Source organism: uncultured Methylovirgula sp. (genome assembly GCF_947646745.1).
Lineage (GTDB): Bacteria > Pseudomonadota > Alphaproteobacteria > Rhizobiales > Beijerinckiaceae > Methylovirgula.
The window spans coordinates 1-19,371 of sequence record NZ_CANSHK010000009.1 but is presented as its reverse complement, the minus strand read 5'-3'; the positions used below and the strand labels follow the sequence as shown (position 1 = coordinate 19,371).

Annotated in this window: 18 protein-coding genes; 4 read left to right on the top strand and 14 right to left on the bottom strand. The window is 63.4% G+C overall.

What is annotated here, in order from left to right; translation table 11 throughout:
• Positions 1-7 precede the first annotated feature (7 nt).
• The 6 genes from Q0025_RS04035 to Q0025_RS04010 all read right to left on the bottom strand — a co-directional run bounded on the left by Q0025_RS04035 (position 8) and on the right by Q0025_RS04010 (position 5,065).
• Positions 8-967 carry a hypothetical protein gene (locus Q0025_RS04035; protein ID WP_297296268.1) on the bottom strand — a complete coding sequence of 320 codons (960 nt, stop codon included), beginning with the start codon at positions 965-967 and terminating at the stop codon, positions 8-10.
• 119 nt (positions 968-1,086) lie between these two features.
• Positions 1,087-1,443: a DUF2946 family protein gene (locus Q0025_RS04030; protein WP_297296266.1), complete on the bottom strand. Its 357-nt coding sequence runs from the start codon at positions 1,441-1,443 to the stop codon at positions 1,087-1,089.
• 165 nt (positions 1,444-1,608) lie between these two features.
• Complete coding sequence (locus tag Q0025_RS04025) at positions 1,609-2,310, bottom strand: glutathione S-transferase N-terminal domain-containing protein (RefSeq protein ID WP_297296264.1); 702 nt, start codon at positions 2,308-2,310, stop codon at positions 1,609-1,611.
• 55 nt (positions 2,311-2,365) lie between these two features.
• Complete coding sequence (locus Q0025_RS04020; protein WP_297296262.1) at positions 2,366-3,238, bottom strand: NAD-dependent epimerase/dehydratase family protein; 873 nt, start codon at positions 3,236-3,238, stop codon at positions 2,366-2,368.
• A gap of 13 nt (positions 3,239-3,251) precedes the next feature.
• A complete protein-coding gene (gene queG, locus Q0025_RS04015) occupies positions 3,252-4,367 on the bottom strand; it encodes a tRNA epoxyqueuosine(34) reductase QueG (protein WP_297296378.1) in 1,116 nt (371 codons plus the stop codon).
• A gap of 5 nt (positions 4,368-4,372) precedes the next feature.
• Positions 4,373-5,065, bottom strand: a complete 693-nt coding sequence (locus tag Q0025_RS04010; protein ID WP_297296260.1) for a glutathione S-transferase family protein — start codon at positions 5,063-5,065, stop codon at positions 4,373-4,375.
• 1,098 nt (positions 5,066-6,163) lie between these two features.
• Here Q0025_RS04010 and Q0025_RS04005 point away from each other — a divergent pair.
• Both Q0025_RS04005 and speB read left to right on the top strand, forming a co-directional pair.
• Positions 6,164-6,739, top strand: a complete 576-nt coding sequence (locus Q0025_RS04005) for an arginine decarboxylase, pyruvoyl-dependent (protein WP_297296258.1) — start codon at positions 6,164-6,166, stop codon at positions 6,737-6,739.
• Positions 6,736-7,629, top strand: a complete 894-nt coding sequence (gene speB / locus Q0025_RS04000) for an agmatinase (RefSeq protein WP_297296256.1) — start codon at positions 6,736-6,738, stop codon at positions 7,627-7,629. Before Q0025_RS04005 ends, speB begins: the two co-directional genes overlap by 4 nt.
• Before the next feature lie 124 nt (positions 7,630-7,753).
• Here the strand turns inward: speB and Q0025_RS03995 are convergent, their stop codons facing one another.
• The 7 genes from Q0025_RS03995 to Q0025_RS03965 form a co-directional block, all read right to left on the bottom strand.
• Entirely contained in the window at positions 7,754-8,965 is a 1,212-nt protein-coding gene (locus Q0025_RS03995) for an AIPR family protein (RefSeq protein ID WP_297296254.1), read from the bottom strand.
• Between the two features lie 131 nt (positions 8,966-9,096).
• Positions 9,097-9,978: a transglutaminase family protein gene (locus Q0025_RS03990; protein WP_297296252.1), complete on the bottom strand. Its 882-nt coding sequence runs from the start codon at positions 9,976-9,978 to the stop codon at positions 9,097-9,099.
• Entirely contained in the window at positions 9,975-12,485 is a 2,511-nt protein-coding gene (locus tag Q0025_RS03985) for a circularly permuted type 2 ATP-grasp protein (protein ID WP_297296250.1), read from the bottom strand. The genes Q0025_RS03990 and Q0025_RS03985 overlap by 4 nt, the downstream gene beginning before the upstream one ends.
• Entirely contained in the window at positions 12,482-13,027 is a 546-nt protein-coding gene (gene mog / locus Q0025_RS03980) for a molybdopterin adenylyltransferase (RefSeq protein ID WP_297296248.1), read from the bottom strand. Before mog ends, Q0025_RS03985 begins: the two co-directional genes overlap by 4 nt.
• 51 nt (positions 13,028-13,078) lie before the next feature.
• Entirely contained in the window at positions 13,079-13,840 is a 762-nt protein-coding gene (locus Q0025_RS03975; protein WP_297296246.1) for an SPFH domain-containing protein, read from the bottom strand.
• A 45-nt stretch (positions 13,841-13,885) separates the two neighbouring features.
• A complete protein-coding gene (locus tag Q0025_RS03970) occupies positions 13,886-15,043 on the bottom strand; it encodes a hypothetical protein (RefSeq protein ID WP_297296244.1) in 1,158 nt (385 codons plus the stop codon).
• On the bottom strand, positions 15,040-16,923 hold the full coding sequence (locus Q0025_RS03965; protein ID WP_297296242.1) for an extracellular solute-binding protein: 1,884 nt from the start codon (positions 16,921-16,923) through the stop codon (positions 15,040-15,042). The genes Q0025_RS03970 and Q0025_RS03965 overlap by 4 nt, the downstream gene beginning before the upstream one ends.
• Before the next feature lie 349 nt (positions 16,924-17,272).
• Between Q0025_RS03965 and Q0025_RS03960 the strand changes: the two genes are divergently transcribed.
• Positions 17,273-17,923, top strand: coding sequence for an invasion associated locus B family protein (locus Q0025_RS03960; RefSeq protein ID WP_297296240.1), 651 nt, complete (start codon positions 17,273-17,275; stop codon positions 17,921-17,923).
• Between the two features lie 59 nt (positions 17,924-17,982).
• Here Q0025_RS03960 and hspQ read toward each other — a convergent pair whose 3' ends face one another.
• A complete protein-coding gene (gene hspQ / locus Q0025_RS03955) occupies positions 17,983-18,312 on the bottom strand; it encodes a heat shock protein HspQ (RefSeq protein WP_297296376.1) in 330 nt (109 codons plus the stop codon).
• 207 nt (positions 18,313-18,519) lie between these two features.
• Here hspQ and Q0025_RS03950 point away from each other — a divergent pair.
• A partial coding sequence (locus Q0025_RS03950; RefSeq protein ID WP_297296238.1) for an NAD(P)H-hydrate epimerase occupies positions 18,520-19,371 on the top strand: 852 nt, incomplete at its 3' end.

The following is a 19,371-nucleotide window of genomic DNA, read 5'->3' as shown; positions in this document are numbered from 1 at the left end:
ATACCCTTCAATATCTGGCGAGGGGGGAGACGGGGGCGCTGAAGAGCGGCTTGCCGATCGTTGTCGGGGCCACGTCGTCAAGGAAAATATCGAGGACGGCAAGCGCGCCGACATGATGGCCGCTCGCCCGGTTGATCGGAATCTGCGCCATCACCCCGATCTCGAAATATTGGCCGATATAATAGAGCGATGGGCCGACGACGCCCGTTGTTTCGTAAGGCGAGAATTGGCCCGGAACGATCGGCCCTTCATTGGCGACCGGCGTGCTGAAATCGCCCTCGAAGGCGGGGATCAGCCGTTTGAAAAGATCCGGCACCTGATGAACGAAGGAATTCTCATAGAGCAGGCTATACTGGAGCGAGGCGCCGTAGGTCAGCACATTCGGGTTGGTGCTGCCGTCCGCATTGATGGCGACGGTCGGGATCGAATAATCGACTTCGCCTGTCACCGCGAAGGGGCGCAGCCAATCGGCCGAGGCGTCACCGAATCCTTTACCGATGAAGAATTTCGGCGTGATCGTCGAAAACGGGTCGGACGGCAACGACGCGCTTTGCGGACTGCCGGTACGGCCGATCTCGGCGCTCACGGCCGCCGAGATGATGAACTCGTGCTCGGGGTTCTGGAAGAAGGCGAACTTGGCTTCGGTTTCGATATTGGCCCAGCCTTGCGCTTTGGGATTGCGCTGCCAGGTAAAGCCTTTGGAGCCGATCGAAAGGCCAAGATCGGGCGTGATCGTCTTCATATATTCCCATCCCAGCGAAGTGGAGATCGGCCCCAGCGTTCCGTCGGGATTGGCGGCGGCGAGGTAGGAAAACGTCGGCAGGGCCAGTTCATCGTTGACGCCTGGATCGTCGATTGTGAGCGTCGCCGGGAAGACGCGATTGCCGACGATGGTGTGGGCGCAGACGGAACTTGCGGCGAGCATAAGCGACGCGGCCGCGAGCGCGCGCGTGAAGTGTCGAGACATGGAAAATCCTCAGCTTGAAGAAAACGGTGCCAGCCTCGGCAGGCCGCAACAGCAGCACTCATGCCGCGCAGCGACCAGCAAGCAGGCAGGGCAATGCGAAGCGGCGCGCCGCTTCGTCTCTAGCTGAAGCAGGGAGGGCCGCGTGGCTGCGCCGCGATGGCGAAGCGCAGACGCAAGAAAGCCCGAGTGGGCCGCGGCTGTATCCGTGTCGCGACGGACGCAAGAACGGCAAGCGCGATGATCGGCGCCAGCGCGAGCGCCGCATGGCAATGCAGCGCGCAGAAGGGGCAGGAATGCTGCTGCTGGGGGACGCCGCCGGATTTCGATGCCGGCGTCTCATCGCCCGAAGCGGCATGGCAGATCGGGAAGCCGGACAGGTCCGGCCCTGACGTAAACCCGGCCATGCAGAGCGCCGCGGCGGCGAGCTGCAGATAAAGCCCGAGAATGGCAAGGCCGGCGACAAATTGATTGCGCACCGGAGGCTTCAGGCGAAGTCCGCCGATCGGCGCGATCAATCTGTTTGCCGCAAGGCTCTTCACGCCATCGTCCCCCGCGCGAACCTAGGCCAATCAGGCCGCGCGGGATAGAGTGTTACGATAGTTTCGCGATTTCGTCACGCTCTGTAGCGTGCCCGGCACGCCTCAGACGGTCTTGGCAGCAGTCTGGCCGAAGAGATGTTTGCGCGCTTCGTCGTCTGGCGGGGCCGGCGGCGCGGGATTGATCTCCTTGGCCTTGGCATAGGCGGCAATCGTTGCCGGGCGCCCTTTGATTGCCTCGAACCAGCGCTTCAGATGCGGAAAATCGTCGAGAGTCTGGCCTTGCGCCACATAAGGCACGATCCAGGGATAAGAGGCCATGTCGGCGATCGAATACTCGCCGGCGAGAAATTCGCGGTCGGCGAGGCGCTTGTTCATTACGCCATAGAGCCGGTTGGTCTCGTCCATATAGCGTTTGATGGCGTAAGGGATCTTCTCCGGCGCATAATTGCGGAAATGATTGTTCTGTCCGGCCATCGGGCCAAGGCCGCCGACCTGCCAGAACAGCCATTCGAGCGTCGCGATTCGCTTGCGGATATCGGAAGAAAGGAACTTGCCGGTCTTTTCGGCGAGATAGAGCAGGATCGCACCGGATTCGAACACCGAGATCGGGGCGCCGCCGTCCTTGGGCGCGCGATCGACGATCGAGGGGATGCGATTGTTCGGCGCGATGGCCAGAAACTCGGGCTTGAACTGCTCGCCGCGGCCGATGTTCACCGGATGGATTTCATAAGGAAGCTGCGCTTCCTCCAGAAACAGCGTGATCTTATGGCCGTTCGGCGTCGTCCAATAATAGAGTTCAATCATGCTCGACGTCCTCATTGGTCGTGCGGCCGAAGCGGATCGGCATCCAAGATGACGGCTAGCGTCCTTCGCCGGCATCCCAGAGCGCGTTCAGCCCCTCGCGATAGGTCGGATAGGCGAGCGCGACGCCAAGCTCGTTTTTCAGCTTGCCGTTTGCCGCACGCTTGTTCTCCTCATAGAAGCTGCGCGCCAGGGGACTCAAGGCCGCGGTCTCGAAATCTTCCTCCGGCGGGGGCGCCCGGCCCATCAATTTCGCGGCATAAGCGATGACATCCTGCGGCGGCGCCGGCTCGTCGTCGGCGACGTTCCAGATGTCGTTGGCGCCCTCATAGGCGAGCGCCGCGGCGATGGCGCTCGCAATGTCGGCGGCATGAATGCGGTTGAACACCTGGTCCTTCTTCACCACCCGTTGCGCCGTGCCGTTCTTCAATTGCACGAGCGCGTTGCGGCCCGGCCCATAAATGCCGGCGAGGCGCAAAATCTGGATCGTCTTGCGGTCGTCTTTAGCGAGCGCCTGCCAGGCTTTTTCGGCGCGCAGCCGCGCGATCGAGCGCGGCTGTTTCGGCGCCGGCACGCGCGTCTCATCGACCCATTCACCGGCCCGGTCGCCATAGACCCCGATGGTCGAAAGATAGATGATCCTGAGCCGCTGCGGCAGTTGCGACAGCAGGCGGCCGAATTTGGCGAGCGCCGGATCGACCGAGATATCCGGCGGGATCGAGACGAGGAGCGCGTCGGCGCGGGTCAGCGCCGCGGCGATCTCGGGGTCGGCCCGTTCGGCATCAAACATGAAGCCCGAGACGCGCGGGTCGCCGAGCCGTTCGAGCGCGTAATGGCTGCGTGCCGTGCCGGCGATCGTGTCGAACTGATCGCCATAGGCCTTGATGAAATGCTCTGCGCTATAGCCGAGACCGAAGCAGAAAAGATTCATGACAATGATCTGCTTAGCACGCCGCGGCGGCCGCGTCCCACTCGGCTTCGACCGCAGCGTCGGCTTCATGGGGGCGCAGCCTTGGCGCGAGCCCGGCGAGGCGCGCCGGCGCCAGGCGGCCGAGCGCCCAGACCGCCATGGCCCGGACGAGAGGTGACGCGTCGCCCAGCCGCGCCTCGATCAAGGGCAGCAGCGAAGCATCGCCGGAATTGCCGGCGGCGATGAGCACGTTGCGCAGGAAGCGGGCGGCGCCGATGCGCTTCACCGGGCTGCCGGAGAAGAGCGCGCGGAAACCCGCGTCGTCGAGCGCCAGAAGATCCTTGAGCTTCGGCGCGAGGCGATCGGCGCGGGCCTGCAGCTTCGCTTCGCGCGACGCTTGCGCAAACTTGTTCCACGGGCATATGGCGAGGCAATCGTCGCAGCCGTAGATGCGATTGCCCATCGCCTCGCGAAACTCGGCCGCGATATGTCCCTTATGCTCGATCGTGAGATAGGAGATGCAGCGCCGCGCATCGATGAGGTAGGGCTGCGGGAAGGCATTGGTCGGGCAGGCGTTGAGGCAGGCCCGGCATTGGCCGCAATGATCCGTCTCCGCCTCGTCCGGTTCGAGCGCGAGATCGGTGAACAAAGCGCCGAGAAAGAGCCACGACCCCGCTTCGCGCGAGACGAGATTGGTATGTTTGCCCTGCCAGCCGAGGCCGGCGGCCTCGCCCAGCGGCTTTTCCATCACCGGCGCCGTATCGACGAAGACTTTCAGTTCGCTGCCCGGCGCTTGCGCGGCGAGCCAGGCGCCGAGCTGTTTCAGCCGTCCCTTGATCAGATCGTGATAGTCGCGATGCCGCGCATAGACGGAAATATTGCCGCGATCCTGCAGCGCCAGCGTTGCCAGCGGGTCGCCCTCCGGCGCATAGTTCAGCCCCAGCATGACGACGCTTTTGACCTCCGGCCAAAGCGCCGAAGGGGAGGCCCGGCGCGCCTGCGTCTCGCTCATATAATCCATGTCGCCGGCATAGCCCGCATCGAGCCAGGCCTTGAGCCGCGCCGTCGTCTTCGGCGCGGCATCGGCGCGGGCAATGCGGCACAGATCGAAGCCGAGCCCGCGCGCCTTGTCCTTGAGCGTCGTCTTCAGCGCGCTCAGAAATCGAGGTCCGCGTAGACCGCCGGCGGGCTGATCCCCGGCACCCGGTCGGCGAGCAGGGCGCGGAAGCTTTTGCGCGATTTGACCCGCGCGTACCAGAGCTTCGCCGCTTCGTTCTCGTCCCATGGCACATCGCCCAGAAAATCGGCGACCGAAATATGCGCCGCCGCGGCCAAGTCGGCATAGCTCATGGCGTCGCCGGCGAGCCAGTTCCGCTGCGCCGTCAGATAGCCGATATAGCGCAGATGATAGCGGATATTGGCGCGCGCCGCGCGCACCAGATCCATGTCCGGCGCGCCGCCGCCGGCCTCGGCCGGCATGAAGCGCTTGTAGACCTTTTCCGTCACCAGCCAATTCGAGACTTCGCCGTAGAATTTCTGTGCGAACCAGGCGACGAGCCGGCGCACTTCCACGCGCGCCTCGGGGTCGAGCGGCAGCAGCCTGTGCTCGGCCAAGGTCCCGCCCAGTACATCGTCGAGATATTCGACGATCACGCCGGCGCCCGGGATGATGCGGTCATGGTCGGTGATGAGCACCGGCGTCTCGCCGGCCGGGTCGAGGGCGAGAAAATCGTGCCGGCGCTCGAAGACGCGTTCCTCAATAAGCTCGGGCTCGACGCCATATTCGGCGAGAGCGAGGCGGACGAAACGCGATTGGGGATCGAGAGGATGATGATAAAGCTGAGGCATTCGGCTGAAATAACAAGAGGATGCGCAGGACCGGCAGAGACCGGATAGGGCGGCGCGTGTTTCGGAAGGCGAACCTCTACCGCTCTAGAGAGGTGCTGCGGCAGGAGCAAGATGCGTGGTGTCGCACAAATGCGGCCCTTTTGGTGCGGACGCGCGCAAAAGGGTGAAGCCGCGCGATAAAGTAAACGGCGCTCAGGCCGCAGCGCTTGCCGAGCGGTTTTGGCCGTGCGCGCTCCGCGGCAAGCCAATTCGCGACATTATACTTGACGGGACCAGCCCCTGCAGAATTGCGGAATAAGAGGAGGTTTGATCAAGAGGAGGTTTGATCAAGATCATCTCGCGCACCACGGGATCAATATACGAATTTCGTCCCACTCAACGCCGGAGGAGGACGTCATGAAGCGTTTAATGATTGGTCTCGCGATGCTCGTGCTTATCCCGGGTTTTGCTCCTACGCCAACATTAGCGAATGCGCCAACAGTAGCGAAGCTCAATCCCTGCAACCGGTCAAAGTATTTTCCAACGCCCACCGAGCATCACATGGCGTATGCTTGCAATTATCACGCAAGGAAGCACCGGCATATCGGAAACACTGCGGAAAATAGATGATTTTGATAACAGGCCATCTCAATCGGCGATTTCTTCCACGCGCTGTTCGTCCATCTCGACTAGATTGTCCCAATTCTTCGCGATCGCGGTGGACATGTTTGAAATTGAGCGCCGTCTAGGCGCGCTCGAAAGGCCCAAAGCGCGGCCGCGGCTTTTTGAAGAACGTCCTTTGCCATCCTATCGGCCAGCTCTTCAAGAGTATCGCCCGGCTCATTAGGTGATCCCTCAATGTAAAAACCAACTTTCACATTCCGGCATGGGGTCCCGTCAAATATCGCCGGCCAATTTCCGGAACAATGCGGAGCCTTCGGGGGAAATCGGTCGGATATTGGCGGATTTAAATGATGCTGAGGTCAAGCCAATTTTCGGATAAACCTAAGACGACGCAATGGCGCCGCTCCAGAGTCATTGCTCATCGTCGCAAGCCCCTGTCGCATTCTCGGCACGTGCGCCCGGTAAACGCAGCGTCGGATCTTCGAGGGCCCATCGATGTTTCCCGTACCGACCCATGTTTTCCTCACCCGCGGCGTTGGCGTTCATCGCGACCAGCTCACCGCCTTCGAGTTTGCTTTGCGCGACGCCGATATCGAGCAGCAGAACCTTGTGTCCGTGTCGTCGATCGTCCCGCCGGGATGCCGGCTCATCGCCGCCGCCGAAGGCATCGAGACATTGCGTCCGGGCGAGATTACCTTCTGCGTCTTGGCGCGGGCCGAGACCAACGAGCCGCGGCGGCGCATTCATGCGAGCGTCGGGCTCGCGCGCCCGGTCGATCCCGCGATCTATGGGTATGTTTCGGAATACCACGGCTTCGGCATGACCGAGAGCGAGAGCGGCGATTATGCCGAAGACCTCGCCGCCACCATGCTGGCGACGACGCTCGGCATCGATTTCGATTCCAATGCCGCCTGGAACGAGCGGCGCAAAGTCTATGAGGCGAGCGGCCATGTCTTCGACAGCACGTCGATCACCGCCGCGACGGAAGGCGACAGCGAGGGCCTGTGGACCTGTGCCGTGGCGGTCGCGATTTTCCGCTTTGAGGCGTCGATGACGGGCGGGGCCGCATGAGCGAGCCGCCGACCTTCGCTTTGCCGCCGACCTTCCTCGGCGTCAGCAACACGGCGCGCACTTCGGCCATTTGCATCGCCGGCATTCCGCTCGATATCGGCACGACCAACCGCAGCGGCGCCCGCTTCGGTCCCGAGGCGATCCGGCGCGCCAGCCGCATGCTCGTCGATGGCGCGCATCCTCAGCACTGGGTCGATCCTGCCGCCGACTTGCAGCCCGCCGACATCGGCAATTTCGAACTTCTGCTCGGCGATCTGCCCGCGAGCCTCGCGCTGATCGAGAAACAGGCGGCGCCGCTCGCGCATCTTGCGGCGCTCGGCGGCGAGCATACGATCACGCTGGCGCTCTTGCGCGCGCTGGCAAAAAAGCAAGGGCCGCTCGGGCTCGTGCATTTCGATGCGCATGTCGATACCTGGCGCGATAATTTCGGCCAGGCCTATGCGCATGGCTCGGTCTTTTTTCACGCCATCGAAGAAGGCCTGGTCGATCCGCGCCGCATGATCCAGATCGGCATCCGTTCGCCGGTTCAGAAAGACGTCTTCGATTGGACGCTCTCGAAAGGGGTGACGATTCTCACCGCGGAGGACGCGCATCTCGCGACACCGAGTTATCTTTCGAGGACGATCCGTTCGGTCGTCGCCGAAGGCCCGACGTATCTGAGTTTCGATATCGACGTGCTCGATCCCGCCTTTGCGCCCGGCACCGGCACGCCCGAAATCGGCGGCCTCGCGACATGGCAGGCGCAAGCCATCCTGCGTCAGCTCGGCGGGATCGATTTCGTCGGCATGGACGTGGTCGAAGTCGCGCCGGCCTATGACCATGCGGACATCACCGCCTTGGCGGCGGCGACGATGGTCTGGGAATATCTCGCGCTCGTTGCCGCACGGTAGGTGCGGTCGCGCCGACCCCATCATTCATCGAGCGCGCTGCCCGATGCGGGTGGTGAAGTGAAAGTGCGAAGGTTGCGAGAACTTTGCTAAAAGTTCCCGCAACTGTCAGCGCAGCGTGGGCTTATTAAGCATTCGCTTTGGCGAATTTTTCCACAAGTCGTTTGTGATTTCGCGTCTGATTAAACAGCATTGTCCAGGAGTCACGATGTTTACCGAGATTCCAAGGATTGCCTTTGACCGAGTCACTCTTGAGTACTTCCTTGAGAGGCAGGAAAATTCCGTCCTTCTCTTCCCACAAAGCGGGCGGAACTAAGGCCCACCCGCTCGATGTACGTTCGACGAACACGGATAAGGCAGCCAGAATTGGAAAGATAATGCCATCCGCCACGTCAACAATCTTGTTCCCGTCACGGACCACGCCTTGTTGAATGAAGGTGCCGATGAATCCCTGATGGCTCTTCCAGCGTTTATAAATTGCCCAAGCATTGGGTGCCATCTCGATGACAAAGTCATAGACTTCCTTAGCCTTTTGATGGTCCTTTTGCCCCACGGTATGCGCGACGTTGAACAAATTCTGAAAGTCTTTCAGACATTTGGCGCGCATGGAATAAGTGAAGACCTTGTTCGGGTTGTCCTGGTCCTTTTCAATTGGCCAGAGCGAAGGCGGAATCAAAGCCATCGTAACTTGGAGCAATTTTTGTGTATCAATAAATCCCTCGCCACCATCCGTTTCGTTTAAGCGAATCTTCCAAGACGGATTTGCCGCCAGCATGGATGCTTTCAGGTCGTCCAAAACGCCTTTCTTGCCTGCGATGCTAAGTGGATCGACATTATTTTGGGAGTTTCGAGCGATAGAAACTTCACCAATAAATGTATCATCATTGGTGACGACGATTTCAAATTTAATGCTGACGGACGGTGGTTCCTGCTCGGCAGGAAGGTCGTCGTAGAATTCCTGCAAAACGCCTTGAGTCTGCGCGCCGTTTATAAGGCTCGGGGATAGAAGCTTTGCTTTCCTTTTGCTCTCGTCGATCTCGACTTCTCTCGCGACGATAACAACGCCGCCGTTTTTCACGGCAAACGAAGATGCATCGCTGCGCAAAGTATCGAACATAGCGCGGTGAACCGAGGTCAAAGTGTGACGCTTGCGACCACCTGCATCGGGGATGTAGTCGCGGACGTTCTCGTCGTTGGGTAGATCGAGTACGCTCGGCGCCGGTGCGGTACCGACATAAATCTTACGCCCCGCTGCCGCGTCTTCGGGCGAGGTGATATTCCGAATATTATGGAAGGGGAAGTCGAGCAGCAGCGGCTGCCGCGAATCAGAACGCGTCATGATAATCTCCTATCATCCAACCGTCCCGCGATCCCGATGGCGGTATGCCATGGAAGAACGAGTCAGACACCCAAACCATAATATCTGAACGAAGGCGCCGCAAGCCCGTGGTCGAACTTTTTTAGGGCAAGTCACCCCCGCCGCGGCACGACATCGACTTTCACGTCGATCTCCTGTTCGCCCGCGCCGGTGACGATGCCGGCGACCGGCGAGATGTCGGCATAGTCGCGCCCTTCCGCGAGCATGACATGGTCGTTGTTGACGAGCGTGCTGTTGGTCGGATCGAGCCCGATCCAGCCGAGGCGTTCGCCGCACCAGAGCGAGACCCAGGCGTGCATGGCGTCGGAGCCTTCGAGCTTCGGCGTGCCGTCGAGCGGGATGGTGCGAATATAGCCGGAGATATAGGCGGCGGGCAGGCCCAAGCCGCGCAGCCCGGCGATCATGATATGGGCGAAGTCTTGGCAGACGCCGGATTTCTGCGCGAAGGCCTGCGACAGCGGTGTCGAGATGACGGTCGAGGTCGGGTCGTAGACAAAATCCTTGCGGATGCGGCGCATCAGTTCGACGGCGGCCTCGAGCACCGGACGGCCGTCGCTGAAGCTCTCGCGCGCATAGGCCGTCGCCGGCGCAAAGCGCGGCACATAGCGGCTCGGGTGCAGATAATGCGCCGGCGAGCGGTTGCCGAGCGACTGGCTGGCGAAGGCATCTTCGCGGACGAATTCCCAGGCGCCGGTCGAGGCGGGATCGGGCGGCGGCCGCCGGTCGATCTCGACGACCGAGGTCGCCTCGACGAGGAGCTGACGATGCGCCGTCTCGATCATCATCGAGGTGACGCGATTGCCGAAGAAGCAGGTACGCTCGTGCAGCTCCTTCGGCGCCGGATCGATCATCAGGCGCGTCTGCAGCACGCGCTGGCCCGGCCCATCCAGCGGCAGCAGGCGCAGGGCGCAATAGTTGAACGTCACCGTCGACCCATATTCGTAGGTCGTGACGTGTTTGATGTCGTAGATCACGCCAAGCCGCTCGCGGTATCCGCCCGCGCCACGTGCGGGCCTTGCAGAAAATAGCGGGCCGCAATCGCCTCGGCGAGGGCGAGCAGGGCATTTTCGAAGGCGAGCGTGCGGTTGATGTCGAGCTTGTCGGCGAGGGTCGTCGAAATGTCGGCGGCGAGTTGCAGGGCGAGCCGGCGCGGCGCTTCGAGCATGCCGTCCTCGGCCAAGACCGGCAGTTCGGCGATATGGCCGTTCAATTTCTCGACCTGGAAGGCGACGGAGCGCGGGTTGAACGGGTCGAGCACCGCCATGTCCCGCACCGGGCCGAGCGCGACGCCCATCATGTAGCGCGAGCGGTAGGTGATCGGCGAATCGATGAGGTCGAGCAGAATGTCGAGTTCTTCGACCGGCGCCTCGGGATGGGCGAAATGGCGAGCGAAGCGGCAGGTGTTGATGGCGCGCTCGATGCGCCGGCCCATCTGCACGAAATGCCAGCCGGCGCCGCGATTCATGTTTTCCTGCGCAAGGCCGGCGATGGCGGCAATCGTCTCGAGCGCCGCATTGGCGCGCTCGAAGGCTTCGGCCTCGGTCAGCGAGGCATCTTCGTCGCGGTCGAGCCCCATGCGCAATTGCTCGATCAGCCGCCAGGTGTCGGTCGAAAGCCGCTCGCGGATGAAGGAGGCAGCGCGATGCGCGTCGCGCACCAGCGCCAAGGCCGAGCCGAATTCCTTGTTCGAATGCAGGCCCGTCGCGGCAAGATGCATGACCTCGGCCGAGGCCTTGGCCGGCACCGTGCCCCAGGCGATAAAGAGGCGCACGATCCGCTCGATCGCCGAGCGGGCATTGCCGGCGGTATCGGTTTCGATCAGGCGGCCGGCGAGACAACGGATGAGCCGCAGCGTCGCTTCGGCGCGTTCGAGATAGCGGCCGAGCCAGAACAGATTGTCGGCGGCGCGGCTCGGCAGATGGCCCATGACGCGGCGGATGCGCACCGTCTCGTCGGTCGGCAGCAGCGTCACGTGTTCGACCGGCCCGTCGGCGAGCACCCAGACATCGGCGGAGCGCACGCCCTCGCCCATCGAGACGGCGCGGGCATCCGGGCGTCCGGAGATGCGGCAGAAGCCGCCGGGCATGATCGCCCAGCCGTCGCGCGTGCGCGCCGCATAGACGCGCAGGACGAAGGGGCGCGGCTCCAGCCTGCCGTTTTCCCACACCGGCGTCGTCGAAAGATTGACCACCTCCTGGCCGACGAAATCGACGCCGCGCCGGTCGATCTCGGCGCGGAGCCGCTGTTTTTCGTCGCCGGTCAGCGAAGCGCCGACGATCGCCTGATTGGCGGGGTAGCCGAGCACCGGATTGCCGAAGGCGCCGGCGATCGCCATCCGGTCGGGCCGTGCCAGAACCCGCTCGCGCTCGCGCGGCTGGCCGCACCACCAGGTCGCGACATTCGGCATCAGCAGATCTTCGCCGAGGATGCGCCGACAGAGCCGCGGCAGGAAACTCATCATCACCGGCGCTTCGAGCACCCCCGAGCCGAGCCCATTGGCCATCACCACGCCGCCGGCGCGCAGAGCCTCGACAAGGCCCGGCACGCCGAGGCGCGAGCGCGCATTGAGTTCGAGCGGGTCGGCGAAATCGGAATCGATGCGCCGCCAGATCACATCGGCGCGTTTCAGGCCGGCAATAGTGCGGACATTGATCTCGTTGTCGCGCATCGTCAGGTCGCCGCCTTCGACGAGCAGGAAGCCGAGATAGCGGGCGAGATAGGCCTGTTCGAAATAGGTCTCGTTATAGGGCCCGGGCGTCAGCAAGCAGATGCGCGGATCGGCATGCGAGGCGGCGCCGATCAGCCCGTCGCGGAAGGCCTGGAAGAACGGCGCCAGTCTTTCGACATTCATGTCGCGATAGAGCGCCGGAAAGGCGCGCGACTGCACCAATCTGTTCGCCAGCGCATAGCCGGCGCCCGACGGCGCCTGGGTGCGGTCGCCGATCACCCACCAGCTTCCGTCCGGTCCGCGGCCGATATCGGCGGCATAGAGAAACAGGAAATTGCCGGACGGCGGCTTGAGGCCTTGCAGCTGCGGCAGGAAGTCGGCGCAGCCCGTCACCGCCGCTGCGGGCAGATCGCCGTTCTCGACGAGCGTCGCCGGGCCGTAGATGTCGCTGACCACGGCTTCGAGGAGGCGCGCGCGCTGCGTCACCCCGGCGGCGATGGCGCGCCATTCGTCTGCCTCGATCAACAGCGGCAGATGGCTTAGCGGCCAGGCGCGCTCGCTCGTGTCGCCATAGGCGCGATAGGAGACGCCGGTGTCGCGGATGTTGCGGTCGGCGGTGGCAAAACGGCGGTCGATCTCGGCGGCGCCGAGTTCGCTCAACGCGTGAAAAAACTTCACCCAATGCGATCGCGGCCGGCCATCGGCGCCGATGAATTCGTCCGGTACATTGGCGAGCGGGCGATAGCCGGCGACAAGCGACCGAAATCGCGCTTCGGCTGTTTCATCCGGGGAAGACGAGGCGCGCATCGTCATGATTTGGGCCGGAAGGATTTGATGAACGTCGGGTCCGTCTCAAGCCGCGCCGCGCCGATCAGATCGAGGCAATAGGGCACCGCGGGGAAGACGGCATTGAGACATGTTTCGATCGCCGCCGGCTTGCCCGGCAGGTTGATGACGAGGCAGGGGCCGCGATGCGCGGCGCGCTGGCGCGAGAGGATCGCGGTCGGGACGTCCTTGAGGCTTTCGGCGCGCATCGCTTCGCCGAAGCCCGGCAGCTCGCGCGGCGCCGCGGCCAGCGTCGCCTCCGGCGTCAGGTCGCGCGGCGAAGGTCCGGTGCCGCCGGTCGTCAGGATCAGATCGCAGCCCTCGTTGTCGGCGAGATCGATCAGCGTATCGCGCACGGATTCAAAGCCATCCGGGACGACCTTGTGCATGATCGCGAAGCGCGAGGTCAGAATGCGGTTCAAATAGGCAACGATCGCCGGACCACTTTCGTCCTTGTAGAGGCCTTGGCTCGCCCGGTCGGAGACGGTGACGACGCCGATCAGCGCTGTATCTTTGGCTTTCACTGGCATTTTAACTTTGTTCGATCGGTGTTCCCGCAGGATGGTTGGCTCATGCAATTGTCATTCTCGGCGTGCCGCGCCGGCGCCAATGGCGCGCGCCATTTCGACGAATTCGCTCGGCATCATGATGATGGTCATCGAATTCTGCTCGGCGCCGACCTCGGTGATCATCTGCATGCGGCGCAGTTCAAGGCCGGCGGGACTTTGCATAATGGTTTCCGCCGCCTGACGTAAGAGCCGCGCCGCATCGACCTCGGCCTCCGCCTTGATCTGCCGCGCGCGCTTTTCGCGCAAGGCTTCGGCCTCCTGCGCCATGGCGCGCTGCATGGTTTCGGGGATTTCGACGTCCTTCATCTGCACGCGCTCGACCTTCACGCCCCAAGGCTCGGTCACAACATCTATCATGCTCTGCAAGGCTTCGGAGACCGCGGCTTGTTCTTTCAACACTTCGTCAAGCGAATGCTGGCCGATCACATTGCGCAAGGCGGTCACGGCCACTTGCACGACGCTGTTGCCGACGTCGGTGACTTCGATGACCGCAAGTTTCGGATCGATGATGCGCCGCCAGATGACGGCATTGATCTTGATCGGCACATTGTCGCGGGTGATGGCCTCCTGCGGCTCGACCGCCGTCGTCTGCGTGCGCAGATCAACTTTCACCTGCCATTCGACAAAAGGGATCAGGAAATAAAGCCCGGGCCCCGCCGTGCGCACGTAGCGGCCGAGCCGGAAGACGACGGCGCGCTCATATTGGTTCGCGACTTTGCAGGTCGCGAAGAAGAAGGCGGCAGCCAGAACGACGAGTGCGGCCAGACCAAACATCACGCCTCCTTGGCGCGGCCGGAGCGGGGCGCGGACTATGCCCGATCAAGAGGCCGGCGTCACCGCGGCCCCTCTGAAGGCCAGCGCGCCGTCCGAATCCGCTGCCTTTTCAAACGTCAAAATGCGCGATTCCTCAAAGCCGATGAAATGCGGCTCGGCGGCCGGCGGCACCGGCACATGATTGCGGCGCGGCTCAGCGATGACGCTCGTTTCGTCCGTCGCGTAAAGATCCAGGACTTGGCACGGCGCCTCGATCGCCGGCGGCGGCCGAAAGGCCGCGCCCGCCGTCAGGCGCGAGACCAGCACGACCGAGGCAAGGCCGTCGTAAATTCCGGCGAAATCGCTCGCCAGGCCGACCGGCAGGACGAGATGCGCCGCTTCCGCCTGGTTGCGCGCCGCCAGGAAATCTTCCTCGGCGAACGGGCCGTGCAGATAGAGCGGGGCGCCGGATAAAAGCGCTGCGCAGGGGCCGGCGACAAAGCCCGCGGCGGAGACCGGCGCGAGCGTCGTCAGGATGGGCGTCACCCGGCCGATGCGGACACGGGCGACGAAATCGAGCCCGGCAGCGAGCAAGGCCGACTGGCGATGCTGCACCGGACGCGCATGGCGGCGGTCATAGGTGATGATCGGCGGCGGCTCCGCCGGAAGCGGCTTGCCGCGTTCGATGCCGAAGTCCGGGTGCTGGGCAGCGTATTGCAGCATGGCGCCGACCCCCAGATCGATCGCGCCGTCGCGCTCGCCGGGGCCGAAATTGCCGACCAGCCGGATCGAGGGAACCGCGGCCGCGGCTGCCAGGCAGGTCTCGATCGGGGCCAACTCGCCATAGGTGGCCGGGCCAGCAACGGCCGCGGCACCGACGGCTTCGGCATAGGCGGACAATGCCCCGGCATCGAGATCGACCGGCGCCAAAGCGGGCACGAAGCCGCCGCGCAGAGCCGCAATCGTGGCGGTTGCAACCGAGACTTCGGCGCCGCCGACGATCACGATCCGTTCGCCGGCATCGAGCCCGCAATCGGCAAAAATCCGCGCCAGAGCCGCAACATGGGCTGCGACAATGCCGTAGGGCCAAGGGCTCGCCCGGTCGGCGAAGGCCAGCGCATCCGGCCGCAGCCGGGCTGCGCCCGAGACGAGCATGTCGAGACTATGCGGCGTCAGGGTGTCGCGCGGGGCGATCATGGCGTCGCGGGGCTGCATCACGTTCACGGCTTCTTCCTCCACCAGGAATCGAGCGTGTCATCGAGCGTCGGAAATCCGTAGGCCGGTAATTTCATCGGCCTGGCAAGCGTAGTCGAAGCCGCAATCCACTGATTTCGTGAATAATAGAGCGGCACGATGTAAAAACCGGACAGCAGGACCCGGTCGAGCGCCCGGACGGCGGTCACGAAATCGTCCTCGGATTTGGCCGCCAGCAAGGCTTCGATCATGGCATCGACCGCGGGCGACTTGACGCCGGCGAGATTGAAGGAGGCCGGCTCGTCGGCCGCCGCCGAGCCCCAGCGCGTGCGCTCCTCGCTGCCGGGCGAAGCCGAGGCCAGCCACGAGCCGATCATCATGTCGAAGTCGAAATTCTGCCGCCGGCGCTGGAATTGCACCTCATCGACAAGCCGCACGCGGGCCTCGACGCCGATGCGGGCGAGGGAATCGGCATAGTCGAGGGCGAGCCGCTCCTGCATGCGGTCCTCGACCATGATCTCGAAACTCAGCGGACGGCCGTCGCGGACCAATCTGTCATTGGTCACGTGATAACCGGCAGAACCGAGAAGGGTCAGCGCGCGCAGCGGCCAGAGCCGGTCGCGGCCGGAGCCGTCCGTTTGCGGCGGGTGCCAGAGGCCTTCGAGAAAATCGGGCCGCACCGCGCCCGGAAACGGCTTCAGCAGCGCCCGTTCGGCAAAGCTCGCCGGCCGGCCGGCCGACGTGAAGATCGAATCGTCGAAGAAACTTTTGCTGCGCGTATAAAGCCCGTCGAAGAGATTGGCGTTCACCCACTCGAAGTCGAACATCATGCCGAGCGCTTCGCGCACCCGCACGTCCTTGAAGAAGTCGCGGCGGGTGTTGAAGACGAAACCGTCCATGCCTTTGGGGCCGCCGATCGGCAGGCTGTCGGTCGCGACGCGGTGATCGCGCAGCGCCGGGAAATCATAGCCCGTCGTCCAGCGCGCCGGATCGGTCTCGATGCGAAAGTCGATCAGGCCGGCGCGAAAGGCCTCGAACAGACTGTTCGGGTCGCGAAAATAGTCGAACTCGATCGTGTCGAAGTTGAAGAGCCCGCGCTGGCTCGGCAAATCCTTGGCCCAATAGCGGCGATTGCGCGCCAAGACGAGCTTCTGGCCGGGCTCGACGGCAACGATCCGGTAGGGGCCCGAGCCGAGCGGAATGTCGAAACTCGCAGATTCGAAATCGACCGCATCGGTCGCTTTGCGCGACAGCACCGGCATCAACGCCAGGATCAGCGGCAATTCGCGATCGCCGAGGCCCGGAAAATCGAAGCGGATTGTCTCGGCATCGGGCGTCTCGACGCTTTTGACAAGCGTATAGGCGCTGCGCTGTTGCGGTCGGCCCTTGGTCTTCAGCAAGTCGAAGGTGAACAGCACATCCGCTGCGGTGATCGGCGAGCCGTCGGCGAAACGCGCGGCCGGATCGAGATGGAACAGGGCATAATCGCGCGCATCGTCCGTTTCGATGCTTTTGGCGATCAGGCCATACATCGTGAATGGCTCGTCCATCGAGCGCGCCATCAAGGTCTGGAACACGGCGGGCACCAAGCCTTGCGCCGCGGAGCCGGATTTGATGTTGAACGGATTGAGGCTGTCGAAAGTGCCAAGGTAACCGAGCGTCAGCTTGCCGCCCTTTTTCGCCGCGGGATCGGTATAGGGAAAATTTTTATAATCGGGCGGCAGTGCCGGATCGCCATGCATGGCAATGGCGTAGGACGGCGGCGCCGGGGCCGAACTGGCGATGCCGAAGGCCGCCGTCGCAAGCGCCGTTACACTCGCGCCGAGAGCGCCGCGCAGCCGGAGCAGGGCTTGGCGCCAGCTCAGGTTGCAAAACCGATCCTGAAGACGGCGAATCGCTTCAGATTGCATGGGGCGAGTCTAGAGCCTGGCGCGCGAAAGCGTGAAACGGATTTTCACCGCAGCGCGGCAGAGACCCGTTCATGAATTCGAATTTTCACCGATTTCTGCGGCGAAGACGCGGCAAATTTGCCAAAAGCGCGACGAATCCGACGGATCGCCGCCGACAGCCAATTTGTCGCCGCAATCGCGGGCGATTCCGCCACGCCATTCTTGACTGACGGCCAAGCTTCGCGTCTTTGTGGCCCGCGGCTGACAAATGCTGTATCTGACCCCGCGCTGGCGGCTATTTGGGCCGAGCGTCGTTCACCGGAAAGGTTTCTCTATGGCGTCCTCGTTGATGCGTCTTGGCTTTGCTGGCTTGACTTCCTTGTTTGTTCTCGCCGGCGTGGTTCAATCGCAGGCGCAGACCCCGCCGCAGCAACAGCAGCAGCCGCAAGGCCCTCTCAAGTTGGACCTCATCGGCACGCAGACCAAGTGGACGAAGGTCTGCGGCCATGACCAGGCCGCCAATCGCGACGTCTGCTATACGACGCGCGACTTCAGCGCCCAGGCCAATCAGCCCCCGGTGATCGCCGTCGCGGTCTACGATATCCGCGGCGAGGACACACGCATCGTCCGCCTGCTGATGCCGGTCGGGCTCATGCTGCGCCCGGGGTTCCGCTTCTGGGTCGATAAGGGCGAGACGCTCGACGGCACGTTCGAGATATGTTTCCCGAACGGATGTTTTGCGGAATCGAAGATCAAGGGGCCGACCGTCGCCGACATGAAGAAGGGGACGACGCTCAGCATTGCGGTGCGCAACCAAGCCAACAATGAAGTGACCTTCGAAGTGCCGCTCGCGGGCTTCGGCGACGCATTCGACGGTCCGGCCGTGGACCCCAAGGTCCTGCAGGCGGAGCAGCAGAAATTCCAGGACGAGCTCAAGAAGCGCGCCGAAGAGGAGCGCAAGCGCCTGCAGGCCGAAAAGGGCGGCGCGACGGGCGGCGCCGCGCCACCAGCAAGCAAGTAAGGCGCGCGAGTTCGAGAGACGCGGGCAGGGCGCGATGCCCTCCCGCCCGGACCGGCAGGCTAATTCAGCCGCGCCATCTTGACGTGATACCCGCCGTCTTCGGCGCGGGTGAACATTTCTTCGACCTGCGGATGCCGAACGGGATCGCCCGATGTGTCGGGCAGCAGGTTTTGCTCCGAGACATAGGCGACATATTCGGTGTCGGCGTTCTCGGCGAAGAGATGGTAGAAGGGTTGGTCCTTGCGCGGCCGCACTTCTTCGGGAATGGCAAGCCACCATTCGTCGGTGTTCGCGAACACAGGATCGACATCGTAAATGATCCCGCGGAAGGGATATTTCCGATGCCGGACGACTTGGCCGATTCCGAATTTGGCTTTGCGGGGTTTCACATTCACCGGGGATGCTCCGAAGAGCAGGATACGCGCGCCGAAAGTGGACGACGCTCAACTTTTCGGTAATCGTTTTGGTTATCCGCGGTGCCATGCAATGTCAACAAGTGCGGATTTTGATCGGCGGTTCAAAAGACCGTCGCGCGCCACGCCTATGTCTCGATTCTTTGCGAGTTGAGACGCTGAGAGCCGGAACGAGGTTGGGTCATGTTGTCGCGCTTTTTTCCGCCTGAATTGCTGACGACGGCGCAGATGAGTGAGGCCGATCGCCTGGCGATCGCAACGGGGGTACCGGGAACGATCTTGATGGCGCGCGCCGGCGAGGCCGTCGCCAAGGCCGCGGCGCGGCTGATGGCGGGTCGGGCGGCGCCGAGCGGCCGCATCGTTGTTTATTGCGGTCCCGGCAACAATGGCGGCGACGGCTTCGTTGCTGCGCGGCATTTGCGCGGCGAAGGCTTTCAAGTTTCGCTCGGCCTGCTCGGTGCGCGCGATCATCTCAAAGGCGATGCGGCTTGGGCGGCGGAAGGCTGGCAGGGCGACATCCTGAGCTTCGACAAAGTGCCGCTCGAAGATGCGCATCTCGCGGTCGTGGCCATCTTCGGTGCCGGCCTTACCCGCGACGTCGAGGGCGAGGCCGGCACGGCCATTCTGCGCCTCAACGATTGGACGCACCGCACACGCAAGCCGATCGTCGCCGTTGATATTCCCTCGGGCATCGATGGCTCGACGGGGCAGGTGCGCGGCGTCGCCGTCGAAGCGGCGCAAACGGTGACGTTTTTCCGGCTGAAGCCGGGTCATCTGCTGCTGCCCGGCCAGATCCATTGCGGCGAGATCAGCCTTGTCGATATCGGCATTCCCGAACAGGTCCTCGCAACGATCAAGCCGCAGACCTTCGCCAATGGCCCGGCGCTCTGGGGCCCGCATTTCCCGCGCCCGCATGTCGACGGCCACAAATATAAGCGCGGGCATGCGCTCGTCCTCTCCGGCGCGCTCGCACACACGGGCGCGGCGCGTCTCGCCGCGCGCGGCGCCTTGCGTGCCGGCGCCGGCCTCGTCACG

Excerpts from the sequence above, each read along its gene's own strand:
- Q0025_RS04035 (WP_297296268.1), bottom strand. The coding sequence starts at position 967 with ATGTCTCGACACTTCACGCGCGCGCTCGCGGCCGCGTCGCTTATGCTC.
- Q0025_RS04025 (WP_297296264.1), bottom strand. The coding sequence starts at position 2,310 with ATGATTGAACTCTATTATTGGACGACGCCGAACGGCCATAAGATCACG.
- Q0025_RS04020 (WP_297296262.1), bottom strand. The coding sequence starts at position 3,238 with ATGAATCTTTTCTGCTTCGGTCTCGGCTATAGCGCAGAGCATTTCATC.
- Q0025_RS04010 (WP_297296260.1), bottom strand. The coding sequence starts at position 5,065 with ATGCCTCAGCTTTATCATCATCCTCTCGATCCCCAATCGCGTTTCGTC.
- Q0025_RS04005 (WP_297296258.1), top strand. The coding sequence starts at position 6,164 with ATGTTTCCCGTACCGACCCATGTTTTCCTCACCCGCGGCGTTGGCGTT.
- speB (WP_297296256.1), top strand. The coding sequence starts at position 6,736 with ATGAGCGAGCCGCCGACCTTCGCTTTGCCGCCGACCTTCCTCGGCGTC.
- Q0025_RS03995 (WP_297296254.1), bottom strand. The coding sequence starts at position 8,965 with ATGACGCGTTCTGATTCGCGGCAGCCGCTGCTGCTCGACTTCCCCTTC.
- Q0025_RS03985 (WP_297296250.1), bottom strand. The coding sequence starts at position 12,485 with ATGACGATGCGCGCCTCGTCTTCCCCGGATGAAACAGCCGAAGCGCGA.
- mog (WP_297296248.1), bottom strand. The coding sequence starts at position 13,027 with ATGCCAGTGAAAGCCAAAGATACAGCGCTGATCGGCGTCGTCACCGTC.
- Q0025_RS03975 (WP_297296246.1), bottom strand. The coding sequence starts at position 13,840 with ATGTTTGGTCTGGCCGCACTCGTCGTTCTGGCTGCCGCCTTCTTCTTC.
- Q0025_RS03965 (WP_297296242.1), bottom strand. The coding sequence starts at position 16,923 with ATGCAATCTGAAGCGATTCGCCGTCTTCAGGATCGGTTTTGCAACCTG.